This is a genomic window from Streptomyces sp. ADI95-17, assembly GCF_003846175.1.
Classification (GTDB): Bacteria; Actinomycetota; Actinomycetes; order Streptomycetales; family Streptomycetaceae; genus Streptomyces; species Streptomyces sanglieri.
The window spans coordinates 320,041-336,794 of the sequence record NZ_ML123052.1 but is presented as its reverse complement, the minus strand read 5'-3'; the positions used below and the strand labels follow the sequence as shown (position 1 = coordinate 336,794).

The following is a 16,754-nucleotide window of genomic DNA, read 5'->3' as shown; positions in this document are numbered from 1 at the left end:
CGCGCCCGCGTTCTGGTGGGTCAGCCGGTGTTGCGCAGGCCCGCGGCGACACCGTTCACGGTGAGCAGCAGGGCCCTGGCGAGCAGCGGGTCGGCTTCCTCGCCGCGTGCCGCGGCTTCGCGCTGGCGGGCCAGCAGCGAGACCTGGAGGTAGGAGATCGGGTCGAGGTAGGCGTCGCGGATGGCGAAGGTCTGCTGGAGCACGGGGCTGGTGCCGAGCAGTTCGGTGGAGCCGGTGACCTTGAGGACTTCGGACACGGTGAGTGCGTGCTCGGCCTCGATGTTGGCGAAGACGTGCTTCAGTTCGTCGGGGACGAGCGTGTCGACGTAGTGGCGGGCGATGCGCAGGTCGGTCTTGGCGAGGGTCATCTCGACGTTGGAGATGAAGTTCCGGAAGAAGTGCCAGTGTTCGTGCATTTCGTCCAGGACGGTGTCCAGACCGGCTTCGCGCAGTGCCTTGAGCCCGGAGCCGACGCCGTACCAGCCGGGGACGATCTGGCGGGACTGGGTCCAGCCGAAGACCCACGGGATGGCCCGCAGTCCGTCGAGCGAGACGCCCGAGCCGGGGCGGCGGGAGGGCCGCGAGCCCAGGTGCAGGTCGGCGAGCTGGTCCACCGGCGTGGAGGCGAGGAAGTACGTCGGCAGGTCCGGGTCCTCGACGAGCTTGCGGTACGCGGCGTGCGCGGCGTCGGAGACGGTGTCCATCGCGGCGTCCCAGCGGGCCAGGGCCTCGTCGGACTGGCGGGGTGCGGTGTGCAGCGCGGAGGCCTGGAGGGTGGCCGCGACGGTCAGTTCCAGGTTCTCCCGGGCGAGGGCGGGGATGAGGTACTTGTCGGAGATGACCTCGCCCTGCTCGGTCACCTTGATCTCGCCCTCCAGGGTGCCCCAGGGCTGGGCGAGGATCGCGTCGTGCGAGGGGCCGCCGCCGCGGCCGACGGTGCCGCCGCGGCCGTGGAAGAGGCGCAGCCGTACGCCGTAGCGGTGGGCGACGTCGCGCAGCCGGCGCTGGGCGCGGTGGATCTCCCACTGGGAGGTGGTGATGCCGCCGAACTTGGAGGAGTCGGAGTAGCCGAGCATGACCTCCTGGACGTCTCCGCGCAGGGAGACGAGGCGGCGGTAGGAGGGGTCGGCGAGCATCTCGTCGAGGATGACGTCGGCGGCGCGCAGCTCGTCGGTGGTCTCCAGGAGCGGCACGATGCCGATCTTGGCCCAGCCGCCGTGCAGGTCGATGAGTCCGGCTTCGCGGGCGAGGACGGCGGCGGCGAAGACGTCGTCGGCGCCCTGGCACATCGAGATGATGTAGGACTCGATGACTTCGGGGCCGAAGCGTTCGAAGGCTTCCTTGATGGTGTGGAAGACGCCGAGGGTCTTCTGGCCGGCGGCGTCGAGCGGGGCCGGGGTCGGGGCGAGCGGGCGGCGGGAGCGGAGTTCCTTGGCGAGGAGCTTCTGCCGGTAGTCGCGGGGCATGTCGGCGTAGCGCCAGGACTCCTCGCCGAGCCGGTCGAAGAGCTGGCCCAGCGCGTGGTGGTGGGCGTCGGCGTGTTCGCGGACGTCCATGGTGGCGAGCTGGAGGCCGAAGGCGGAGAGCGTTCGGATGGTGCGGTCCATCCGGCCGTCGGCGAAGAGTCCGCCGCGGTGCTCGCGCAGTGAGGTCTGGATGAGCGCGAGGTCGGCGATGAGTCCGGCGGTGCCGAGGTAGTCGCAGCCGGGGCGGTGGGGGGTGCCGGAGGCGAGGCGCTCGCGGGTGTTGACGAGCTTCTGCCGGATGCAGGTGGCCTTGAGCCGGTAGGGCTCCTCGGCGTTCAGCCGCTTGTAGCGCGGGCTGATCTCGGGGAGGCGTTCCAGGTCGGCTTCGAGCGAGGTCAGCAGTTCGTCGGTGGCACCGGTGTAGCGGATGGAGTTGGAGAGCAGTCCGCGCAGGTTGTCGATGAGTTCGAGGGCGTCGGTGATGCCGTGCTCGTGCTGGAGGATCAGTACTTCCCAGGTGACGGCGGGCGTCACGTTGGGGTTGCCGTCGCGGTCGCCGCCGATCCAGGTGCCGAAGGTGAGGGGGCGGGTGCCCGCGGGCAGTTCGACGCCGACGCGTTCGAGTTCGGCGGCGAGGTCCTCCAGTACGTCGCCGACCGCGTTGGCGTGCAGTTCGTCGAGGTAGTAGATGGCGTTGCGGGCCTCGTCGGCCGGCTCGGGGCGGACGACGCGCAGTTCGTCGGTCTGCCAGATGAGGTCGATGTTCTCGGCGAGGCGGCGGTCCTGGCGGCGCCGGTCGGCGTCGACGACGGGGGTCTCCAGGAGTGCGGCGATGCGGCGGAGCTTGTTGAGGACGGAGCGCCGGGCGGCCTCGGTCGGGTGTGCGGTGAAGACGGGCCGGACGTTGAGGTTCTTGACGGTCTCGCGCAGGTGGTCGGGGTCGGCGTCCTTGAGCCGGTCGGCCGTCCGGGCGAGGAGTCCGCCCTCGGCGGCGCGGCGGTCGCGCATCTCGTGGGCGCGGTGGACCTGCTCGGTGACGTTGGCGAGGTGGAAGTAGGTGGAGAAGGCGCGCACGAGCTGTGCGGCGGTCTCCAGGTCCGTGTCGCCGAGGAGCTGGGCCGCGGCCTCTCCGTCGGTGCGGGTCAGGGCGCGGACGCGCTCGACGAGGTCGAGGAGGTCCTGACCCTCCTGGCGTACGAGGGTCTCGCCGAGGAGGTCGCCGAGGCGGCGGATGTCGGCGCGCAGCTCGGGGCTGGCGGCAGGGGTCTGGTCGGCACTGCTCACAGTGTGCGGCTCCTTGCAGTGGTTGAGCACGGGGGTTCTCCCGGGGCCGCGGCAGGCAGCGGCCCCGAGGGTCTCCGGGGCCACGACAGGCAGCGGTGCTGACGCCACCCCGGGAAAGCAGAGTGCGGACCGCGCTGTCCGACCCCACCAGGATAGGTGTCCACGCCGTCGGCGCCGCTCTCGGCCCGATCGGGTTTCCGCTCGATGGGCGGCCCGCCGTGCTCTCGTGCGATGTGCGCTTCCGCTGCCATACTTACGTTGCCGTAGGTTACGGGTGCGTAGCCAGAGCTGTCCGTCGTATTCCTCCTCCCTCCTCCCCAGGGGACCCCCCATGAACACCAGCCACGCTGTGATCGACGATGCCCAGCCATCGGCGGCCGACGGTCGCGATCTTCCCTCCGCCACGCTCGGCGGGGACAACAAGCGGTCGATCGAGCAGATCGCCCTTCTGCTGTTCATCGTGGTGCCGTTCGTGGCGCTGGTCGCGGCGGTGCCGCTGGCCTGGGGCCGCGGTGTGAGCTGGCTCGATCTGGGCCTGCTCGTGGCGATGTACTTCATCGGCTGCCACGGCATCACGATCGGTTTCCACCGCTATTTCACGCATGGCTCCTTCAAGGCGAAGCGCCCGCTCCGCATCGCTCTGGCCGTGGCGGGTTCGCTGGCCGTGGAGGGTCCGCTGGTGCGCTGGGTGGCCGACCACCGCAAGCACCACCGCTTCTCCGACGCGGAGGGCGACCCGCACTCGCCGTGGCGCTTCGGCGAGAGCCTGCCCGCACTGATGAAGGGCCTGTGGTGGGCCCACATCGGCTGGATGTTCGACGAGGAGCAGACCTCGCAGCAGAAGTACGCCCCCGACCTCATCAAGGACCCGGCACTCCGCGCCGTCTCCCGCCACTTCCTCGGTCTCACGATCGTGTCGCTGGCGCTGCCGCCGCTGGTCGGCGGTCTGGTGACGATGTCGTGGTGGGGTGCGGCGACGGCCTTCTTCTGGGGTTCGCTGGTCCGGGTGGCCCTGCTGCACCACGTCACCTGGTCGATCAACTCGATCTGCCACGCGGTCGGCAAGCGCCCGTTCAGGTCGCGCGACCGGTCCGGCAATGTGTGGTGGCTGGCGGTCCTGTCCTGCGGCGAGTCCTGGCACAACCTGCACCACGCCGACCCGACGAGCGCCCGGCACGGTGTGATGCGCGGTCAGATCGATTCGAGTGCCCGGCTGATCCGCTGGTTCGAGAAACTGGGCTGGGCGCACGACGTGCGCTGGCCGGACTCCGCCCGGATCGAGTCCCGCCGTATCGACGCCCGGCGCGACCGCGAGCGTGCCGACGCGGCATGATTGACGACGTGGCGACCGACTCCAGTACCAGCAGCGAGAAAAACCGTCCTTCCTCCTCCCCCCGGCGTACCCGCCGGGTGCGGATGACCGGCAAGGAGCGCCGCGAGCAGCTGCTGGACATCGGTCGTACGCTCTTCGCCGACAAGGGCTTCGAGGGCACCTCGGTCGAGGAGATCGCCTCGCGCGCCGGTGTCTCCAAGCCGGTCGTGTACGAGCACTTCGGCGGCAAGGAGGGCCTGTACGCCGTCGTGGTCGACCGTGAGATGCGCCAGCTCCTGGACATGGTCACCAGCGCGCTGACCGCGGGCCACCCCCGCGAGCTCCTGGAGCAGGCGGCGTTCGCCCTCCTCGACTACATCGAGACGTACACGGACGGTTTCCGCATCCTGGTCCGTGACTCCCCGGTGGCCCAGTCGACCGGCACCTTCGCCTCTCTCATCAGCGACATCGCCACCCAGGTGGAGGACATCCTGGGCCTGGAGTTCAAGGCCCGCGGCTTCGACCCGAAACTGGCGCCGCTGTACGCGCAGGCGCTGGTCGGCATGGTCGCCCTGACGGGCCAGTGGTGGGTCAACGCCCGCAAGCCGAAGAAGGCGGAGGTCGCCGCCCATCTGGTGAACCTGGCCTGGCACGGCCTGGAGAACCTGGAGTCCAAACCCCGGCTGATAGGGCACCGCAAAAGCTGAACGGGGGGTTGGTCACCCGTTGTGATGATGCCTCGGGGAAGCGGCCCCTAATGTGGTCCGTAGGGCCAAGAATCCCGTCCATGGGAGGAATCATGACCGCCGAGCCGTTCACCGCGCACAGCTCCCGCTGGCCGGTGCCGCCCCAGGACGGATACACGGTGGACGATCTGTTCACCTTGCCCGATCTCCCGCCGCACACGGAGTTGCTCGACGGGAGCCTGGTTTTTGTGAGTCCACAGCGAGATTTCCACAGCACGATGATCGATCTGCTGGTGATCGGGCTGCGCAGCTGTGCGCCACCCGCGATGAAGATCCGTCGCGAGATGTCGGTCGTCCTCGACCGTCGCAACGTGCCCGAGCCCGACGTCTCCGTCGTCCGCTCCGACGCGGTCACCGGTCCCGGGCTGACCCGCTTCCAGGCCGCCGATGTCCTGCTCGCCGTGGAGGTCGTCTCGCCCGACTCCGAGGCCCGCGACCGCGACACCAAGCCGGGGAAGTACGCCTCGGCCGGTATCCCGAACTTCTGGCTGGTCGACATGGCCGGCACCGACAACCACCCGGTGGTGCGGGTGTACGAGCTGGACCCGGTGTCCAAGGCGTATGCCCTGACGGGGATCCACCACGACCGTCTCAAGACGGGCGTGCCGTTCCCGATCGACATCGACATCACCCGGGAGGCGCTGGACGAGCTGTGACGGTCAGCTGTCCGTCCGCTCCAGGAACTCCAGCCGGTTGCCCACCGGGTCGTGGCTGTAGAAGCGGCGGTGGCCCGGCAGGTCGCCGTCCCAGCGCACCTCGGCGCCCCGCGCCTCCAGCCGGGCCGCGTACGCCTCGATGTCCGTGACGCGCAGCCCCGGGTGGGCCTTCTTCGCCGGGCGGAAGTCCTGCTCGATGCCCAGGTGGAGCTGGACCGGGCCCGCCTGGAACCAGCAGCCGCCGCGGGCCGCGAGGGCCGGGGGCTTGGGGATCTCGGTCATGCCGAGGGTGTCGGCGTAGTAGTCGCGCAGGGCGTCCTCGGAGCCTGCCGGGGCGGCGAGCTGTACGTGGTCGACGGCGGCGATCATCGCTTCTCCTTGCGGGCGACGGCGAAGATGCGGCGGAACGGGAAGACCGTGCCGTGCGGGCCCTGGGGGTAGGCGGTGCGCAGCAGGTCGCGGTATTCGGTGAGGAACGCCTCGCGGGCCTCGGGGTCGTCGGCGAGGGCGGTCAGGACGGGGCGCAGGCCGGTGCCCTTCACCCAGTCGAGCACCGGGTCCGGGCCGGGCAGGAGGTGCAGGTACGTGGTCTCCCAGACGTCCGCGGTGATGCCGGGGGCGGTCAGCGCGTCGAGGTAGGCGGTGGGGGCGAGGACCGCGTCGGCGTGGCGCAGTTCGCCGGCCAGCCGGTCGCGCCAGCGCGGGGATGCGGCGAGTTCGCGCATGAGTACGTGGCTGGGCTGGTCGAAGTTGCCGGGGACCTGGAAGGCGAAGGTGCCGCCGGGGGTGATCGCGTCCAGCCAGGCGGGGAAGCGGCCGGCGTGGCCGGGGACCCACTGGAGCAGGGCGTTGGAGACGATCAGGTCGTGGGGTTCGGCGGGGGTCCAGGTGGTGGCGTCGGCCTCGGCGAAGTCCAGGTGGGGGGCGGCGTGGGCGTGGGCCCGTTCGAGCATCTGCGGGGAGTTGTCGTAGCCGGTGATCCGGGCTTCGGGCCAGCGGTCGGCGAGCAGGACGGTGACGTTGCCGGCGCCGCAGCCGAGGTCGGCGATCCGGGGTGCGGGGGCGGCCGGGAGGTCGGGGATGCGGGCGAGGAGGTCGAGGAAGGGGCGGGTGCGGTGGTCTGCGTGGCGCAGGTACTGCTGCGGGTCCCAGGTGGGTGCGGTCATGGGTCCAGGATCACGCCGGAAATATCTTGATGTCAAGACACTTGAATTCAAGAGACTTCATGTCGACAGACCATCTACACTGATCCACATGGAGGACGAGGTCGACCGACTGGTCGCTGCATGGCGCCGCGAGCGCCCCGACCTCGACGTGGAACCACTCGAGGTGCTCAGCCGCGTCTCCCGCCTGGCCCGTCATCTGGACCGGGCCCGCCGGATCGCCTTCTCCGAGCACAATCTGGAGCCCTGGGAGTTCGACGTACTGACGTCCCTGCGTCGCGCGGGCGCCCCCTACCAGCTCTCCCCCGGCCAGCTCCTCACCCAGACCCTGGTCACCTCCGGCACGATGACCAACCGCATCGACCGCCTGACCAAGAAGAACCTCGTCGAGCGCCTCCCCGACCCCAGCGACCGCCGCGGCGTGCTCGTCCGGCTCACCGCCGAGGGCCGCGACAAGGCCGACCAGTCGCTGGCCGGCCTGCTGGCCCAGGAGCGCGCCATCCTGAGCGAGCTCTCCACCCAGCAGCGGGGCGAACTGGCCGGACTGCTACGCCAGTTGACCGCCCCGTTCGACAACATCCCCGGTTAGCACCGGGCTCGCCGGACCCGGTTCGGCCGGGCCGACGCCCGCCCGCCGGGCCAGGGCGACCGCGGCCAGGGTGGAGTGCACGCCCAGCTTCCCCAGCACGTTCTGCATATGGGTACGGACCGTGTGCGGGGAGAGGAAGAGCCGCTCGGCCACCGCCTTGCGGCCCAGGCCCGCCACCATGCAGCGCAGCACCTCGCGCTCGCGCGGAGTCAGCGACTCGACCAGCTGCTCGCTCTCCGTGCGGTGCTTGCGCGCCGCCGTCAGCTCCCGCAGCACACCGGTGAGCAGCGCCGGAGGCAGATGCGTCTCGTCCCGCAGCACGCCCCGGATGACGGCGAGCAGCCGTTGCAGCGAGCAGTCCTTGGCGACCCAGCCCGACGCCCCGGCCTGGAGCGCCAGCGCGGCCCGGGCCGGGTCGTCCTTCTCGGCGAGCACCACCGTGCGCACGGACGGCCGGCCCGAACGGACCCCGGCCACCAGGGAGATGCCGTCCACCGGGGCGCTCTCCCCGTCGGCGGGGACCGGTACGGGTGCCCGCCGGCCACCTGCCGTGCCCAGGATGCCCAGCTCGGCGTCGACCAGCATCACGTCGTAGCCGCGCCCCTCGGCGGCGGCCCGCTCAAGGCACCGCAGCGCGGCGGGGCCACTGCCCGCCGCCGCCACATCGACGTCGGGCTCGGCCGCGAGCGCCGCTGCGAGCGACTCGGCGAAAATTCGGTGGTCGTCCACCACGAGAACCCGGATACGAACCACAGGCACCCCCATGCCGCGTCTGCTCCTGGGCCACCCCCGGGCCCACCGAAGGGGCCGGCCAGCGCGGGCACGGCACCCCGGATCGGTGAATGGACCGCAGTCCCACGGCCGCCGCCGCGTCGACTGCTGTCCGCCCCGGGTGCCGTACCCGACTGTCTCGTACCCCTGAATCAGCACCGGCCCCCACCGGTGCTGTGCATCAGCGTACGGGCGGCGGCCCGCCGCGGAAGGCGATTCGCGGAACTGGCCGAGTCCGGAACCCGGGCGGGCAGCTTCTACCGGGAGCGGGGTTGCCAGGTGAACGGGCGGATGGAGGACTGCCCGCCCGGGGTCACCGAGTTCATCCGGACGAGCGGGATCAGCCGAGGCGGCGGGCGCCCGCCGAGGGCACGGCCGGGAAGATCCGCGGGGCCGTGTGGCCCGCCGCGGCGAACGCCTCCAGCACCGACTTGGCGACCGTGTCCGCCTGTTCCTCCGCCACCAGCACGATCGCCGAGCCGCCGAAGCCGCCACCGGTCATCCGTGCGCCGAGCGCCCCGGCCTCGTTCGCCGCCGACACCACCAGGTCCAGCTCCGGGCAGGAGACCCGCAGATCGTCGCGGAGCGAGACGTGCCCGGCGTTCAGGACCGGGCCCGCGGCCCGTACATCGCCCGCGTCGAGCAGCGCGATGACCTGCTCCACCCGCGCGTTGTCGCTGACCACATGGCGTACGTAGCGCACCACGGACTCGTCGACGCCGGCCTCGGCCAGGGTGTCCAGGGCCGCGTCGAGGCCGTCGTACGGCACCTCGCGCAGCGTCCGTACGCCGAGTGCCGCCGCGCCCGCCTCGCAGCCGGCCCGCCGTTCGGCATAGGCGCCGTCGCCGAGCGCGTGCTTGACCTGGGTGTCGACCACGAGCAGCCGCAGTCCGTGGGCGGCCAGGTCGAAGGGGATCTGGCGCTGGGTGAGATCGCGGGTGTCGAGGTGAAGGGCGTTGCCCTCGGTGCAGCAGGCGGACGCCATCTGGTCCATGACCCCGCAGGGCACGCCCACGAAGTCGTTCTCGGCACGCTGGCCGAGAACCGCCAACTCGGGGGCGGAGAGACCGAGTTCGAAGAGATCGTTCAGGGCGAGCGCGGTGACGACCTCCAGCGCGGCGGAGGAGGACAGACCCGCACCGGTGGGAACGGTGGAGGAGAGCTGGATGTCCGCCCCGGTGACCGGGTGGCCGGCCTCGCGCAGCGCCCAGACGACTCCGGCGGGGTACGCCGCCCAGCCGTGCCCCTCGTGCGGGGCCAGTTCGTCGAGCCGGAGCTGGACGACGCCGCCGGGTACGTCGGTGGAGTGCAGCCGCAGTTCGCCGTCGGTGCGGCGGGCGACGGCCGCGAGTGCGGTGTGCGGCAGCGCGAGCGGCATCACGAAGCCGTCGTTGAAGTCGGTGTACTCGCCGATCAGGTTGACCCGGCCGGGGGCCGCCCAGATCCCTTCGGGCGCGTGACCGTACAGCTCGGTGAAGGAGGCGGTCAGCTCGGTGCGGGCGGCGGGCCCGGTGTTCTCGGTCATGGGGCGGTGGGCTCCTCTCGGCGGGCGAACGTCCAGGCGTCGGTGACGATTCCGGTCAGGTCGGCGCGGGACGGCGTCCAGCCGAGCCGATCCCTGGCGGTGGCGGCGGAGGCGACCAGCACGGCGGGGTCACCGGCGCGGCGGGGGGCCGCGGTCTCCGGGACGGGGTGGCCGGTGACCTCGCGGACGGTCTCGATGACCTCGCGCACCGAGAAGCCGTTGCCGTTGCCGAGGTTGCAGATCAGGTGCTCGCCCGCGGTGGCCGCGTCCAGCGCCAGCAGATGGGCCTCGGCGAGGTCGGCGACATGGATGTAGTCGCGGACGCAGGTGCCGTCGGGGGTCGGGTAGTCGTCGCCGTACACGGAGATCGACTCGCGGCGGCCGAGCGCGACCTGGAGGACCAGTGGGATGAGGTGCGACTCGGGGTCGTGCCGTTCCCCGCAACTGCCGTACGCCCCGGCCACGTTGAAGTAGCGCAGCGAGACCGCGGCCAGGCCGTGCGCGGCCGCCTCGCCGGTGATCATGTGGTCGACGGCGAGCTTGGTGGCGCCGTAGGGGTTGGTGGGCGCGGTCGCGTCGGACTCGGTGATGGGGGTGGTGGCCGGTTCGCCGTAGGTGGCGGCGGTGGAGGAGAAGACCAGGGTGCGCACCCCGGCGTCGCGCATCGCGGCGAGCAGTGCGAGGGAGCCGCCGACGTTGTTCACCCAGTACTTCTCCGGGTCCGCGACGGACTCGCCGACCTGGGAGCACGCGGCGAAGTGCAGCACCCCGTCGTAGGAGGCGTCCAGCCACTTCGCGGCGTCCTGGATGCGGCCCTCGATGAACTCGGCCCCGGCCGGGACGCCCTCCCGGAACCCGGTCGACAGGTCGTCGAGAACGGTGACCGCGTGCCCGGCCTCCAGCAGGTGCTGGGCGACCACGCCGCCGACGTATCCCGCGCCGCCCGTGACCAGGTACTTCTTCTGGGGCTTGCTCACTCGCTCGCTACCTCTCGCAGTCGCTGGGCCGCGGCCTCCGGCGGCACATCGTTGATGAACACGTTCATGCCGGATTCGGAACCCGCGAGGAACTTCAGCTTGCCGGAGGTACGTCGAATGGTGAAAAGCTCCAGATGGAGCCCGAAGTCCTCCCGTCCGGGTACCCCGAACGGGGCCTGGTGCCAGGCCGAGATGTACGGGGTCGGCGGCTCACCGGGGCCGAAGATCCGGTCGAATCGCCTCAAGAGTTCCAGATAAACCTGTGGGAACTCCGTGCGTGCGGCCTCGTCGAGCTCCCGCAGGTCGGGGACGCGGCGGCGCGGGTGCAGATGGACCTCGTACGGCCAGTGGGCGGCGTACGGGACGAAGGCGACCCAGTGCTCGGCGTCGATGACGATCCGGGAGCCGTCCTTCTCCTCGCGGGCCACCACGTCGTCGAAGAGATTGCCGCCGGTCTCGGCGCGGTGGGCGGCCATCGAGCGGAACATCAGCTCGGTGCGCGGGGTGACGAAGGGGTACCCGTAGATCTGCCCGTGCGGGTGGCCGAGCGTGACGCCGATCTCGGCGCCCCGGTTCTCGAAGCAGAACACCTGCTTGACCTGCGGGAGTCCGGCCAGTTCGGCGGTGCGGTCGGTCCAGGCCGAAAGGACCAGGGCGGCCTGCTCCTCGGTGAGGTCGGCGAACGACGCGTCGTGGTCGGAGGTGAAGCAGACGACCTCGCAGCGGCCGGAGTCGCCGGCGAGCGAGGGGAAGCGGTTCTCGAAGACGGCGACGTCGTAGTCGGCCTCGGGAATCTCGCTCTGCCGGCCGTCCCGCGAGGGGCAGAGCGGGCACTCGTCGGCCGGCGGGTGGTAGATGCGGCCCTGGCGGTGCGAGGCGATGGCGACACTGTCGCCGAGGAACGGGTCGCGGCGGATCTCGGACGAGGTCGAGACCGGGTCCAGGGGGCGCCGGTCGACGGCGTCACGGACGACATCGTCGCGGCTGTCGTAGTAGAGCAGCTCCCGGCCGTCGGCGAGCGTCGTAACCGTCTTCTTCACCAGGTTCCTCCAAACATAACCAAACACAATGAACCACAAGTCAACAATGGCGTCAATGAGTGGCCCATGCCCGGCGGCCCGGCCCGGTGCGTGCACGGCTGTGCCCCGCCGGGCACGGCGGAGCACGGGCCCGGTGCGTGGTGTTCGTTGTGTCTGCGGGAACGAGCCGCGGCTCAGCGCTGCGGCTGCCGCTCCGTTCGTCCCGGCTGTCCCAGCAGCCCCGGCGGCCCGGCCGGTGCCGCGCGGTCCAGCAGCCCCGTGCGGGCCGCGAGCGCCGCGGCCTCCAGCCGGGAGCCGACGCCCAGCTTCATCAGCACCCGCTGCACATGTGTGCGCGCGGTGCTGGGCGCGATCCGCATCCCGGCCGCGATCAGCCGGGTGTCCTCGCCCTCGGCGACCCGCACCAGGACCTCGACCTCGCGCGGGGTGAGCATCTGGAGCAGCCGCTGCCCCTCGTCGTCCGGCGCGGCGGCGGGATTGAGGAGTTCGGCGAAGGCGCCCTGGAGGAGCTGCGGCGCCACCGCCGCCTCGCCGGCCCGCGCCTTGACCATCGCCCGCTCGACGCCCTCCATACGCTCGTCGTGGCGGACGTATCCCGCGGCCCCCGCCGCGAAGGCCGCCGCGATCCCGCGCGGGCTGGGCACCGGTCCGAGCACCACGACGGCCACCTGCGGGCGTTCGCGCCGGATCCGTACGATCGGGTCGAAGGCGCCGGGTTCGGCCGGGGCCGCAGTGCCGAACAGGCAGACGTCCGGGGCCCTGCTGACCACCAGCTCCGCCGCCCCCGACGTCGGTGCGGCGGCCGCGAGGACCCGGTGGCCCCGCAGTTTCAGCGCCGAGGCGAGTGCCTCGGCGAGCAGTCTGTGATCATCGACCACCATGAGCCGCACGCCCATCGAGCACACCCCCGTTGCACCGGCACACCGGGCCCCCCGGCCTTCCTGACCCGGCAAGCTACACGCTTGTTCGACGCCGCGGGCGTCTTACCGGCCAAAAGGAGCCGGAACACCGGATCGGCGTGTGTTCGGGACCGGTTGATGGTGTGCCGTGTCCGACTGGTCGCCGTTGTGATCGGCCTGCCGACCGTTACGGATCACTTCCACGGGCCCGTGTGCCCGGCCCGGAACGCAGGTGGGGGTGGTGCCCGTTGCCCGGACACCACCCCCGCCTGCGTGCGGCCTGCTGTTACGGCCTGCTGAAGCTGACCACCAGTCGGCGGCTCGTGTCCAGCGAACCGCTCGGCTTGCTGACCATCGTGCTGGACAGGTACAGGTGCCCGTCGTTGTAGAGGAACTCGGTGTAGTCCGGCGTGAAGCTGGTCTCCGCGTCCCGGATCGACTCGTCGCTCGGGTTCTCCATCAGCACCGTCTGCTTGAACGTGGCGCCGTCGATGGAGACGACCTGGCCGCCCTTGTCGTACGGGGGAACCCGGTAGGCGATGATGTTGCCGCCGTCCATGCGGATCGGGAACATTGTGTAGCGGTCGCCCGCGTCGGCCTTGTCGCTGGTCGGCTTGCCGGTGGTGAGGTCGAAGGAGACGATCTCGTTGGTGTCGCCGTACTCGCCGGTGCCCTCGTGGTCCTCGGTCGGCACGTAGATGCGGTTGTTGCCGACGGCCAGCTGGCTGCAGCTCTCGACCTCGGTGGAGGCGCAGCGCGCGGCGTACTTCTCGCCGTCCGCCGCGATCCGGGTGAGCAGCTTGCCGGTGGAGGCGTCGATCGAGAAGAAGTCCGAGATGCCGCTGCCGTCACCGGCGGTGTCGCCGACGTCGGCCGCGACGACCAGGGGCTTGGTCGAGACGATGCTCGCGTAGTCGACACCGGGCGGCATCTTGAACGAGGAGATCGGGGACCCGGTGGTGGGGTTCAGCGCCTGGATGACGAGCTGCGGGTCGTCGTACGTACCGCACTTGCGGACCACCGCGAGCGCTTCGCCGCCGCCGTACCCCTTGTCGTAGCAGCCGTCGGTGGTGGCCTTGGGCTTCCAGCGCTCGGCGCCGGTGTTGAGGTCGAAGGCGGCGCCGCCCTCGGTTCCGCCCGCGGCGACCGTGGTGCCGCTGAGCGTGACCTCGTCGAACCTGACCTCGGCGTCACCGCTGGTGGCGGCGGTCACCGACTTGCTCCACATCAGCTTGCCGGTGGCGAGGTCGAGCGCGCCGACCTGGTTGCACGGCGGGTACTTGGTCGCCTTGGTCGGCTTGCTCTGCTGGAAGGCGATCGCGGTCTTGAAGTCCTTGGACATGTGCCGGGACGCGGCGCAGACCTGGCCCGCCAGCGGGATCGACCAGAGCTTGGTGCCCTTGACCGGGTCGTAGGCGACGATCTCGTTCAGGCCGGTCTTCACGTACGCCTTGTCGGTCAGCCAGGAGCCGTCGACCTTGGTGACGTCGGTGACCTTGGGCAGCGGCAGCTGGAAGGCGACCTTGGACTTGGGGTCCGCGGGGGCCTTCTCCTTGCCGGCGCCGTCGACGGCGTTGCCGCCGCCGCCCTGGCCGCCCTTGCCCTCGGTGGTGGTGCCGCCGGACTGGGACGCCTTGTCCTTCTTGCCGTCGTCACCGCCGGAGGAGTACCAGATGCCGCCGGCCACGATCAGCACCACGGCCACCGAGGCGGCGACGATGATCTGCATCTGGGTGCTGAACTTCTTGCCGCCGTTCCCGTCCTGCTGGGGCAGCTGCGGCTGCTGCATCGGGGTGGTCTGGTAGCCGTACCCCTGCTGCGGCGGCTGGCCGGGCGGCATGCCCTGGGGGAATCCGTAGCCCTGCTGCGGCTGTCCGGGCACCGGCGCCTGCGGGTAGCCGTAGCCGGGCTGCGGCGGCTGGCCCTGCGGGTAGCCGTAGCCGGGCTGCGGCGGCTGGGCCTGCGGGTAGCCGTAGCCGGGGCCCGGCTGCTGGGGAGCGCCGGTGGGCGGCGGGGTGTCCGCGGGCGGCGGGGTCGGGGCGCCGAACCCGCCCGCGGGCGGGGTGGCCGGCTGCTTGCCGAAGGGGTCGGCGGGCGGCGGAGTCGGGGCACCGAACCCACCGGGCTGCGGGTCCTGCGGAGCACCGAACCCACCCTGCGGGGGGTCCTGCGGGGCACCGAATCCGCCCTGGGGCGGATCGTTGGGCGGCTGGGGCGGCTGCGTCATGGCGTACGTACCTCTGGGGGAAAGGGAGTCGGTGGGACGGGTCCGGCAGCGGTCGGTCGTGCGCCGACCGCTGCCGGTCATGAGCCGTGGGGCTCCGACGGCCGGTTTCTGCCGTCGAGGGGCCTCGTGAGCCGTCAGTTGCCGAAGGCCATCATGGTCTTCGTCTCCAGCTCTTCCTTGTCGTTCCTGGCGCTGACCCGGCCGCTCGCGATGAACGAACGGCCGCCCGCGTAGAGGACCTTCGTGTTGTAGAAGCCGCGCTCGATCATGGACGCCGACGCGGGGTGCTGCAGCAGCATGCGGGGGGTGCCGCCGGTCGGTGCGAGGGTGGCGATGCCGCCGCCCTTCTCGTAGGCGGTCTCCACGTAGAGCAGCACATTGCCGCCCTCCATGCGCAGCGGCTTCACCGTGCGCTCGGCCGGGGCGGCCGCCTTCCACTTGGACTTGCCGGTGTTCAGGTCGAACGCCACGACCTTGTTGGTACGGGCGCTGCCGCTGGAGTCCGGCGCGGTCGCCATGTAGAAGGTGTTGGCGTCGGCGGCGACTCCGGTGCAGCCGTCGAGGGACTTGCCGAAGATGGCGAAGGCGCTGCCGCAGTCCGGGGCGAACTTGTCACCCTTGTCGCTGGTGATGCCGGTGCGGAGCGAGCCGTTCTCCTTCAGCGCGAGGATGCTCCACTCCTTGTCCTTCTTCAGCGAGACCACCAGCGGGCTGACCGAGTAGACCTTGTCGATCTCCCAGCCGCGCTTGGGCCGGTAGGTCCACATGGCCTTCCCCGTGTTCGGGTCGAGCTGCTGGATCTGGTGCTGCGGGTTGTTGACGTCGTCGGTGCGGCAGCTGGAGGCGGCGATCAGCTTGGCCCCGCCGGCGAAGGCGAACGGCTGGCAGTTGCCCGACGGCTTGCCGAACAGCTCCTTGCCGTCGCTGACCCGGTAGGCGTTGGAGTTCCCGGTGCGCCCGACCGTCACGGTGTCGCCGCTGATGGCCAGCGAGATGTCCGACAGGAAGTCCCAGGTGCCGTTCTTCTTGATCGACTTCTTCCAGCCGGCCTTGCCGGTGGCGAGGTCGATCATCTGGAGGTCGGCGCAGTTCGCCTTGTCGGTGGTGCCGTTCTTGACCCCGATGACGATCTTGCCGTTGGCCGTGGGCTGCGAGGGCGCCGCGCACAGGTCGGCGGGCAGCTTGAGGGTCCACTTCTGCTTGCCGTCGGCGACCGAGTAGCCGGAGACCGAGCGGTACATGCCCCTGACGATCGTGTCGCCGGCCACCCAGGGGCCGTACACGTCGGAGCCGTTGCGCGGCAGGTCGATGTCGTTCTTCTGGAGCCAGAGGACCTTCGCCTCACCGGCCTTGCGCCCGGCGTTGAGGTCGTCGTCGCCGCCGCGGCCGCTGCCGTCGCCGTTCCCGTTGCCCTCGTTGATGGAGGGCGAACCGCTCGGCTTCGCGTCCCCGCTCTTCTCGGCGACGGGCTTCTTGTCGTCGTCGCCCCCGCTCGTGGCGACGAAGATGCCACCGCCGATCACCAGGAGCGCGGCGGCCGCGGCACCGATGATGATCGCGGGCTTGCGCTTGGAGGGACCGCCACCGGGACCGCTCGGGGCGGGTGCGCCGGGGTACTGCTGCTGCGGGTAGCCGTAACCGGGCTGCTGCTGGCCGTACGGACCCGGCTGCTGGGCGTAGGGGCCGGGCTGCTGGGCATACGGGCCGGGCTGCTGGGCGTAGGGGCCCGGCTGCTGCTGCCCGTACGGGCCCGGCTGCTGGCCCGGCTGCTGCGGGTAGCCGTAGCCGGGGGCCTGGCCCGGAGGCTGGCCGGGTGCCTGCGGATAGCCGTAGCCCGGCTGGGCGGGCGGCGGGGTCTGCGGCGGGCCCTGGGGCGGCTGAGGACTTCCCGGCGGCGGCTCCTGCGGCGCGCCGAAGCCTCCCTGCGGCGGTTGCTGGCTGGGCGGCTGGGTCATCAGCACGTCCCCCTTCGTGCGGTCCGGTGCCCGGTCCGGTCTCCCCCGCGATTCCGCGGAACACTACGGGGCCGAAACCCCCTGAACTTCCCGGAAAGGAGCGAATCAGGCATGGATCCCGCAGTGTTACGTCAGTCGAGCGGG

14 protein-coding genes are annotated in these 16,754 nt (G+C 71.2%); 4 read left to right on the top strand and 10 right to left on the bottom strand.

Features of this window, described 5'->3' with window-relative positions:
- Nucleotides 1-20: 20 nt before the first annotated feature.
- Nucleotides 21-2,750, bottom strand: a complete 2,730-nt coding sequence (ppc, locus tag EES42_RS38835) for a phosphoenolpyruvate carboxylase (RefSeq protein ID WP_124722903.1) — start codon at nt 2,748-2,750, stop codon at nt 21-23.
- A gap of 331 nt (nt 2,751-3,081) precedes the next feature.
- On the opposite strand from ppc, the gene EES42_RS38830 reads away from it, so the two are divergent.
- The 3 genes from EES42_RS38830 (at nt 3,082) to EES42_RS38820 (ending at nt 5,464) form a co-directional block, all read left to right on the top strand.
- Nucleotides 3,082-4,083, top strand: coding sequence for an acyl-CoA desaturase (locus EES42_RS38830; RefSeq protein WP_124722902.1), 1,002 nt, complete (start codon nt 3,082-3,084; stop codon nt 4,081-4,083).
- Entirely contained in the window at nt 4,080-4,769 is a 690-nt protein-coding gene (locus EES42_RS38825) for a TetR/AcrR family transcriptional regulator (protein ID WP_124722901.1), read from the top strand. The genes EES42_RS38830 and EES42_RS38825 overlap by 4 nt, the downstream gene beginning before the upstream one ends.
- Before the next feature lie 92 nt (nt 4,770-4,861).
- Nucleotides 4,862-5,464 (top strand): Uma2 family endonuclease, encoded by a 603-nt coding sequence (locus EES42_RS38820; RefSeq protein ID WP_124723030.1) that lies wholly within the window; start codon nt 4,862-4,864, stop codon nt 5,462-5,464.
- A gap of 3 nt (nt 5,465-5,467) precedes the next feature.
- Here EES42_RS38820 and EES42_RS38815 read toward each other — a convergent pair whose 3' ends face one another.
- Nucleotides 5,468-5,833, bottom strand: a complete 366-nt coding sequence (locus EES42_RS38815; RefSeq protein ID WP_124722900.1) for a VOC family protein — start codon at nt 5,831-5,833, stop codon at nt 5,468-5,470.
- Nucleotides 5,830-6,630, bottom strand: a complete 801-nt coding sequence (locus EES42_RS38810) for a trans-aconitate 2-methyltransferase (RefSeq protein ID WP_124722899.1) — start codon at nt 6,628-6,630, stop codon at nt 5,830-5,832. Before EES42_RS38810 ends, EES42_RS38815 begins: the two co-directional genes overlap by 4 nt.
- Nucleotides 6,631-6,718: 88 nt before the next feature.
- Here EES42_RS38810 and EES42_RS38805 point away from each other — a divergent pair, with 88 nt between their 5' ends.
- Entirely contained in the window at nt 6,719-7,216 is a 498-nt protein-coding gene (locus tag EES42_RS38805; RefSeq protein ID WP_072487439.1) for a MarR family winged helix-turn-helix transcriptional regulator, read from the top strand.
- On the opposite strand, the gene EES42_RS38800 is transcribed toward EES42_RS38805, so the two are convergent.
- The 7 genes from EES42_RS38800 to EES42_RS38770 form a co-directional block, all read right to left on the bottom strand.
- A complete protein-coding gene (locus EES42_RS38800) occupies nt 7,175-7,981 on the bottom strand; it encodes a response regulator transcription factor (RefSeq protein WP_124722898.1) in 807 nt (268 codons plus the stop codon). The two genes, EES42_RS38805 and EES42_RS38800, sit on opposite strands and share 42 nt — an antisense overlap.
- 346 nt (nt 7,982-8,327) lie before the next feature.
- Nucleotides 8,328-9,512 carry a galactokinase gene (galK, locus tag EES42_RS38795; RefSeq protein ID WP_124722897.1) on the bottom strand — a complete coding sequence of 395 codons (1,185 nt, stop codon included), beginning with the start codon at nt 9,510-9,512 and terminating at the stop codon, nt 8,328-8,330.
- The gene (gene galE, locus EES42_RS38790; protein ID WP_124722896.1) at nt 9,509-10,489 is read right to left on the bottom strand and encodes a UDP-glucose 4-epimerase GalE; all 981 of its coding nucleotides are present in this window, start codon (nt 10,487-10,489) and stop codon (nt 9,509-9,511) included. Before galE ends, galK begins: the two co-directional genes overlap by 4 nt.
- Entirely contained in the window at nt 10,486-11,529 is a 1,044-nt protein-coding gene (galT, locus tag EES42_RS38785) for a galactose-1-phosphate uridylyltransferase (RefSeq protein WP_124722895.1), read from the bottom strand. The genes galE and galT overlap by 4 nt, the downstream gene beginning before the upstream one ends.
- A gap of 173 nt (nt 11,530-11,702) precedes the next feature.
- Nucleotides 11,703-12,425, bottom strand: a complete 723-nt coding sequence (locus EES42_RS38780; RefSeq protein ID WP_124722894.1) for a helix-turn-helix transcriptional regulator — start codon at nt 12,423-12,425, stop codon at nt 11,703-11,705.
- Nucleotides 12,426-12,714: 289 nt separating this feature from the next.
- A complete protein-coding gene (locus EES42_RS38775; protein WP_124722893.1) occupies nt 12,715-14,655 on the bottom strand; it encodes an outer membrane protein assembly factor BamB family protein in 1,941 nt (646 codons plus the stop codon).
- A 134-nt stretch (nt 14,656-14,789) separates the two neighbouring features.
- Entirely contained in the window at nt 14,790-16,610 is a 1,821-nt protein-coding gene (locus EES42_RS38770; RefSeq protein ID WP_124722892.1) for an outer membrane protein assembly factor BamB family protein, read from the bottom strand.
- Between the last annotated feature and the right edge of the window lie 144 nt (nt 16,611-16,754).

Bases quoted from the DNA above. Each gene is read 5' to 3' on its own strand.
- EES42_RS38830 (WP_124722902.1), top strand. From the start codon at position 3,082: ATGAACACCAGCCACGCTGTGATCGACGATGCCCAGCCATCGGCGGCC.
- EES42_RS38825 (WP_124722901.1), top strand. From the start codon at position 4,080: ATGATTGACGACGTGGCGACCGACTCCAGTACCAGCAGCGAGAAAAAC.
- EES42_RS38820 (WP_124723030.1), top strand. From the start codon at position 4,862: ATGACCGCCGAGCCGTTCACCGCGCACAGCTCCCGCTGGCCGGTGCCG.
- EES42_RS38815 (WP_124722900.1), bottom strand. From the start codon at position 5,833: ATGATCGCCGCCGTCGACCACGTACAGCTCGCCGCCCCGGCAGGCTCC.
- EES42_RS38810 (WP_124722899.1), bottom strand. From the start codon at position 6,630: ATGACCGCACCCACCTGGGACCCGCAGCAGTACCTGCGCCACGCAGAC.
- EES42_RS38805 (WP_072487439.1), top strand. From the start codon at position 6,719: ATGGAGGACGAGGTCGACCGACTGGTCGCTGCATGGCGCCGCGAGCGC.
- EES42_RS38800 (WP_124722898.1), bottom strand. From the start codon at position 7,981: ATGGGGGTGCCTGTGGTTCGTATCCGGGTTCTCGTGGTGGACGACCAC.
- galK (WP_124722897.1), bottom strand. From the start codon at position 9,512: ATGACCGAGAACACCGGGCCCGCCGCCCGCACCGAGCTGACCGCCTCC.
- EES42_RS38780 (WP_124722894.1), bottom strand. From the start codon at position 12,425: ATGGGCGTGCGGCTCATGGTGGTCGATGATCACAGACTGCTCGCCGAG.
- EES42_RS38775 (WP_124722893.1), bottom strand. From the start codon at position 14,655: ATGACGCAGCCGCCCCAGCCGCCCAACGATCCGCCCCAGGGCGGATTC.
- EES42_RS38770 (WP_124722892.1), bottom strand. From the start codon at position 16,610: ATGACCCAGCCGCCCAGCCAGCAACCGCCGCAGGGAGGCTTCGGCGCG.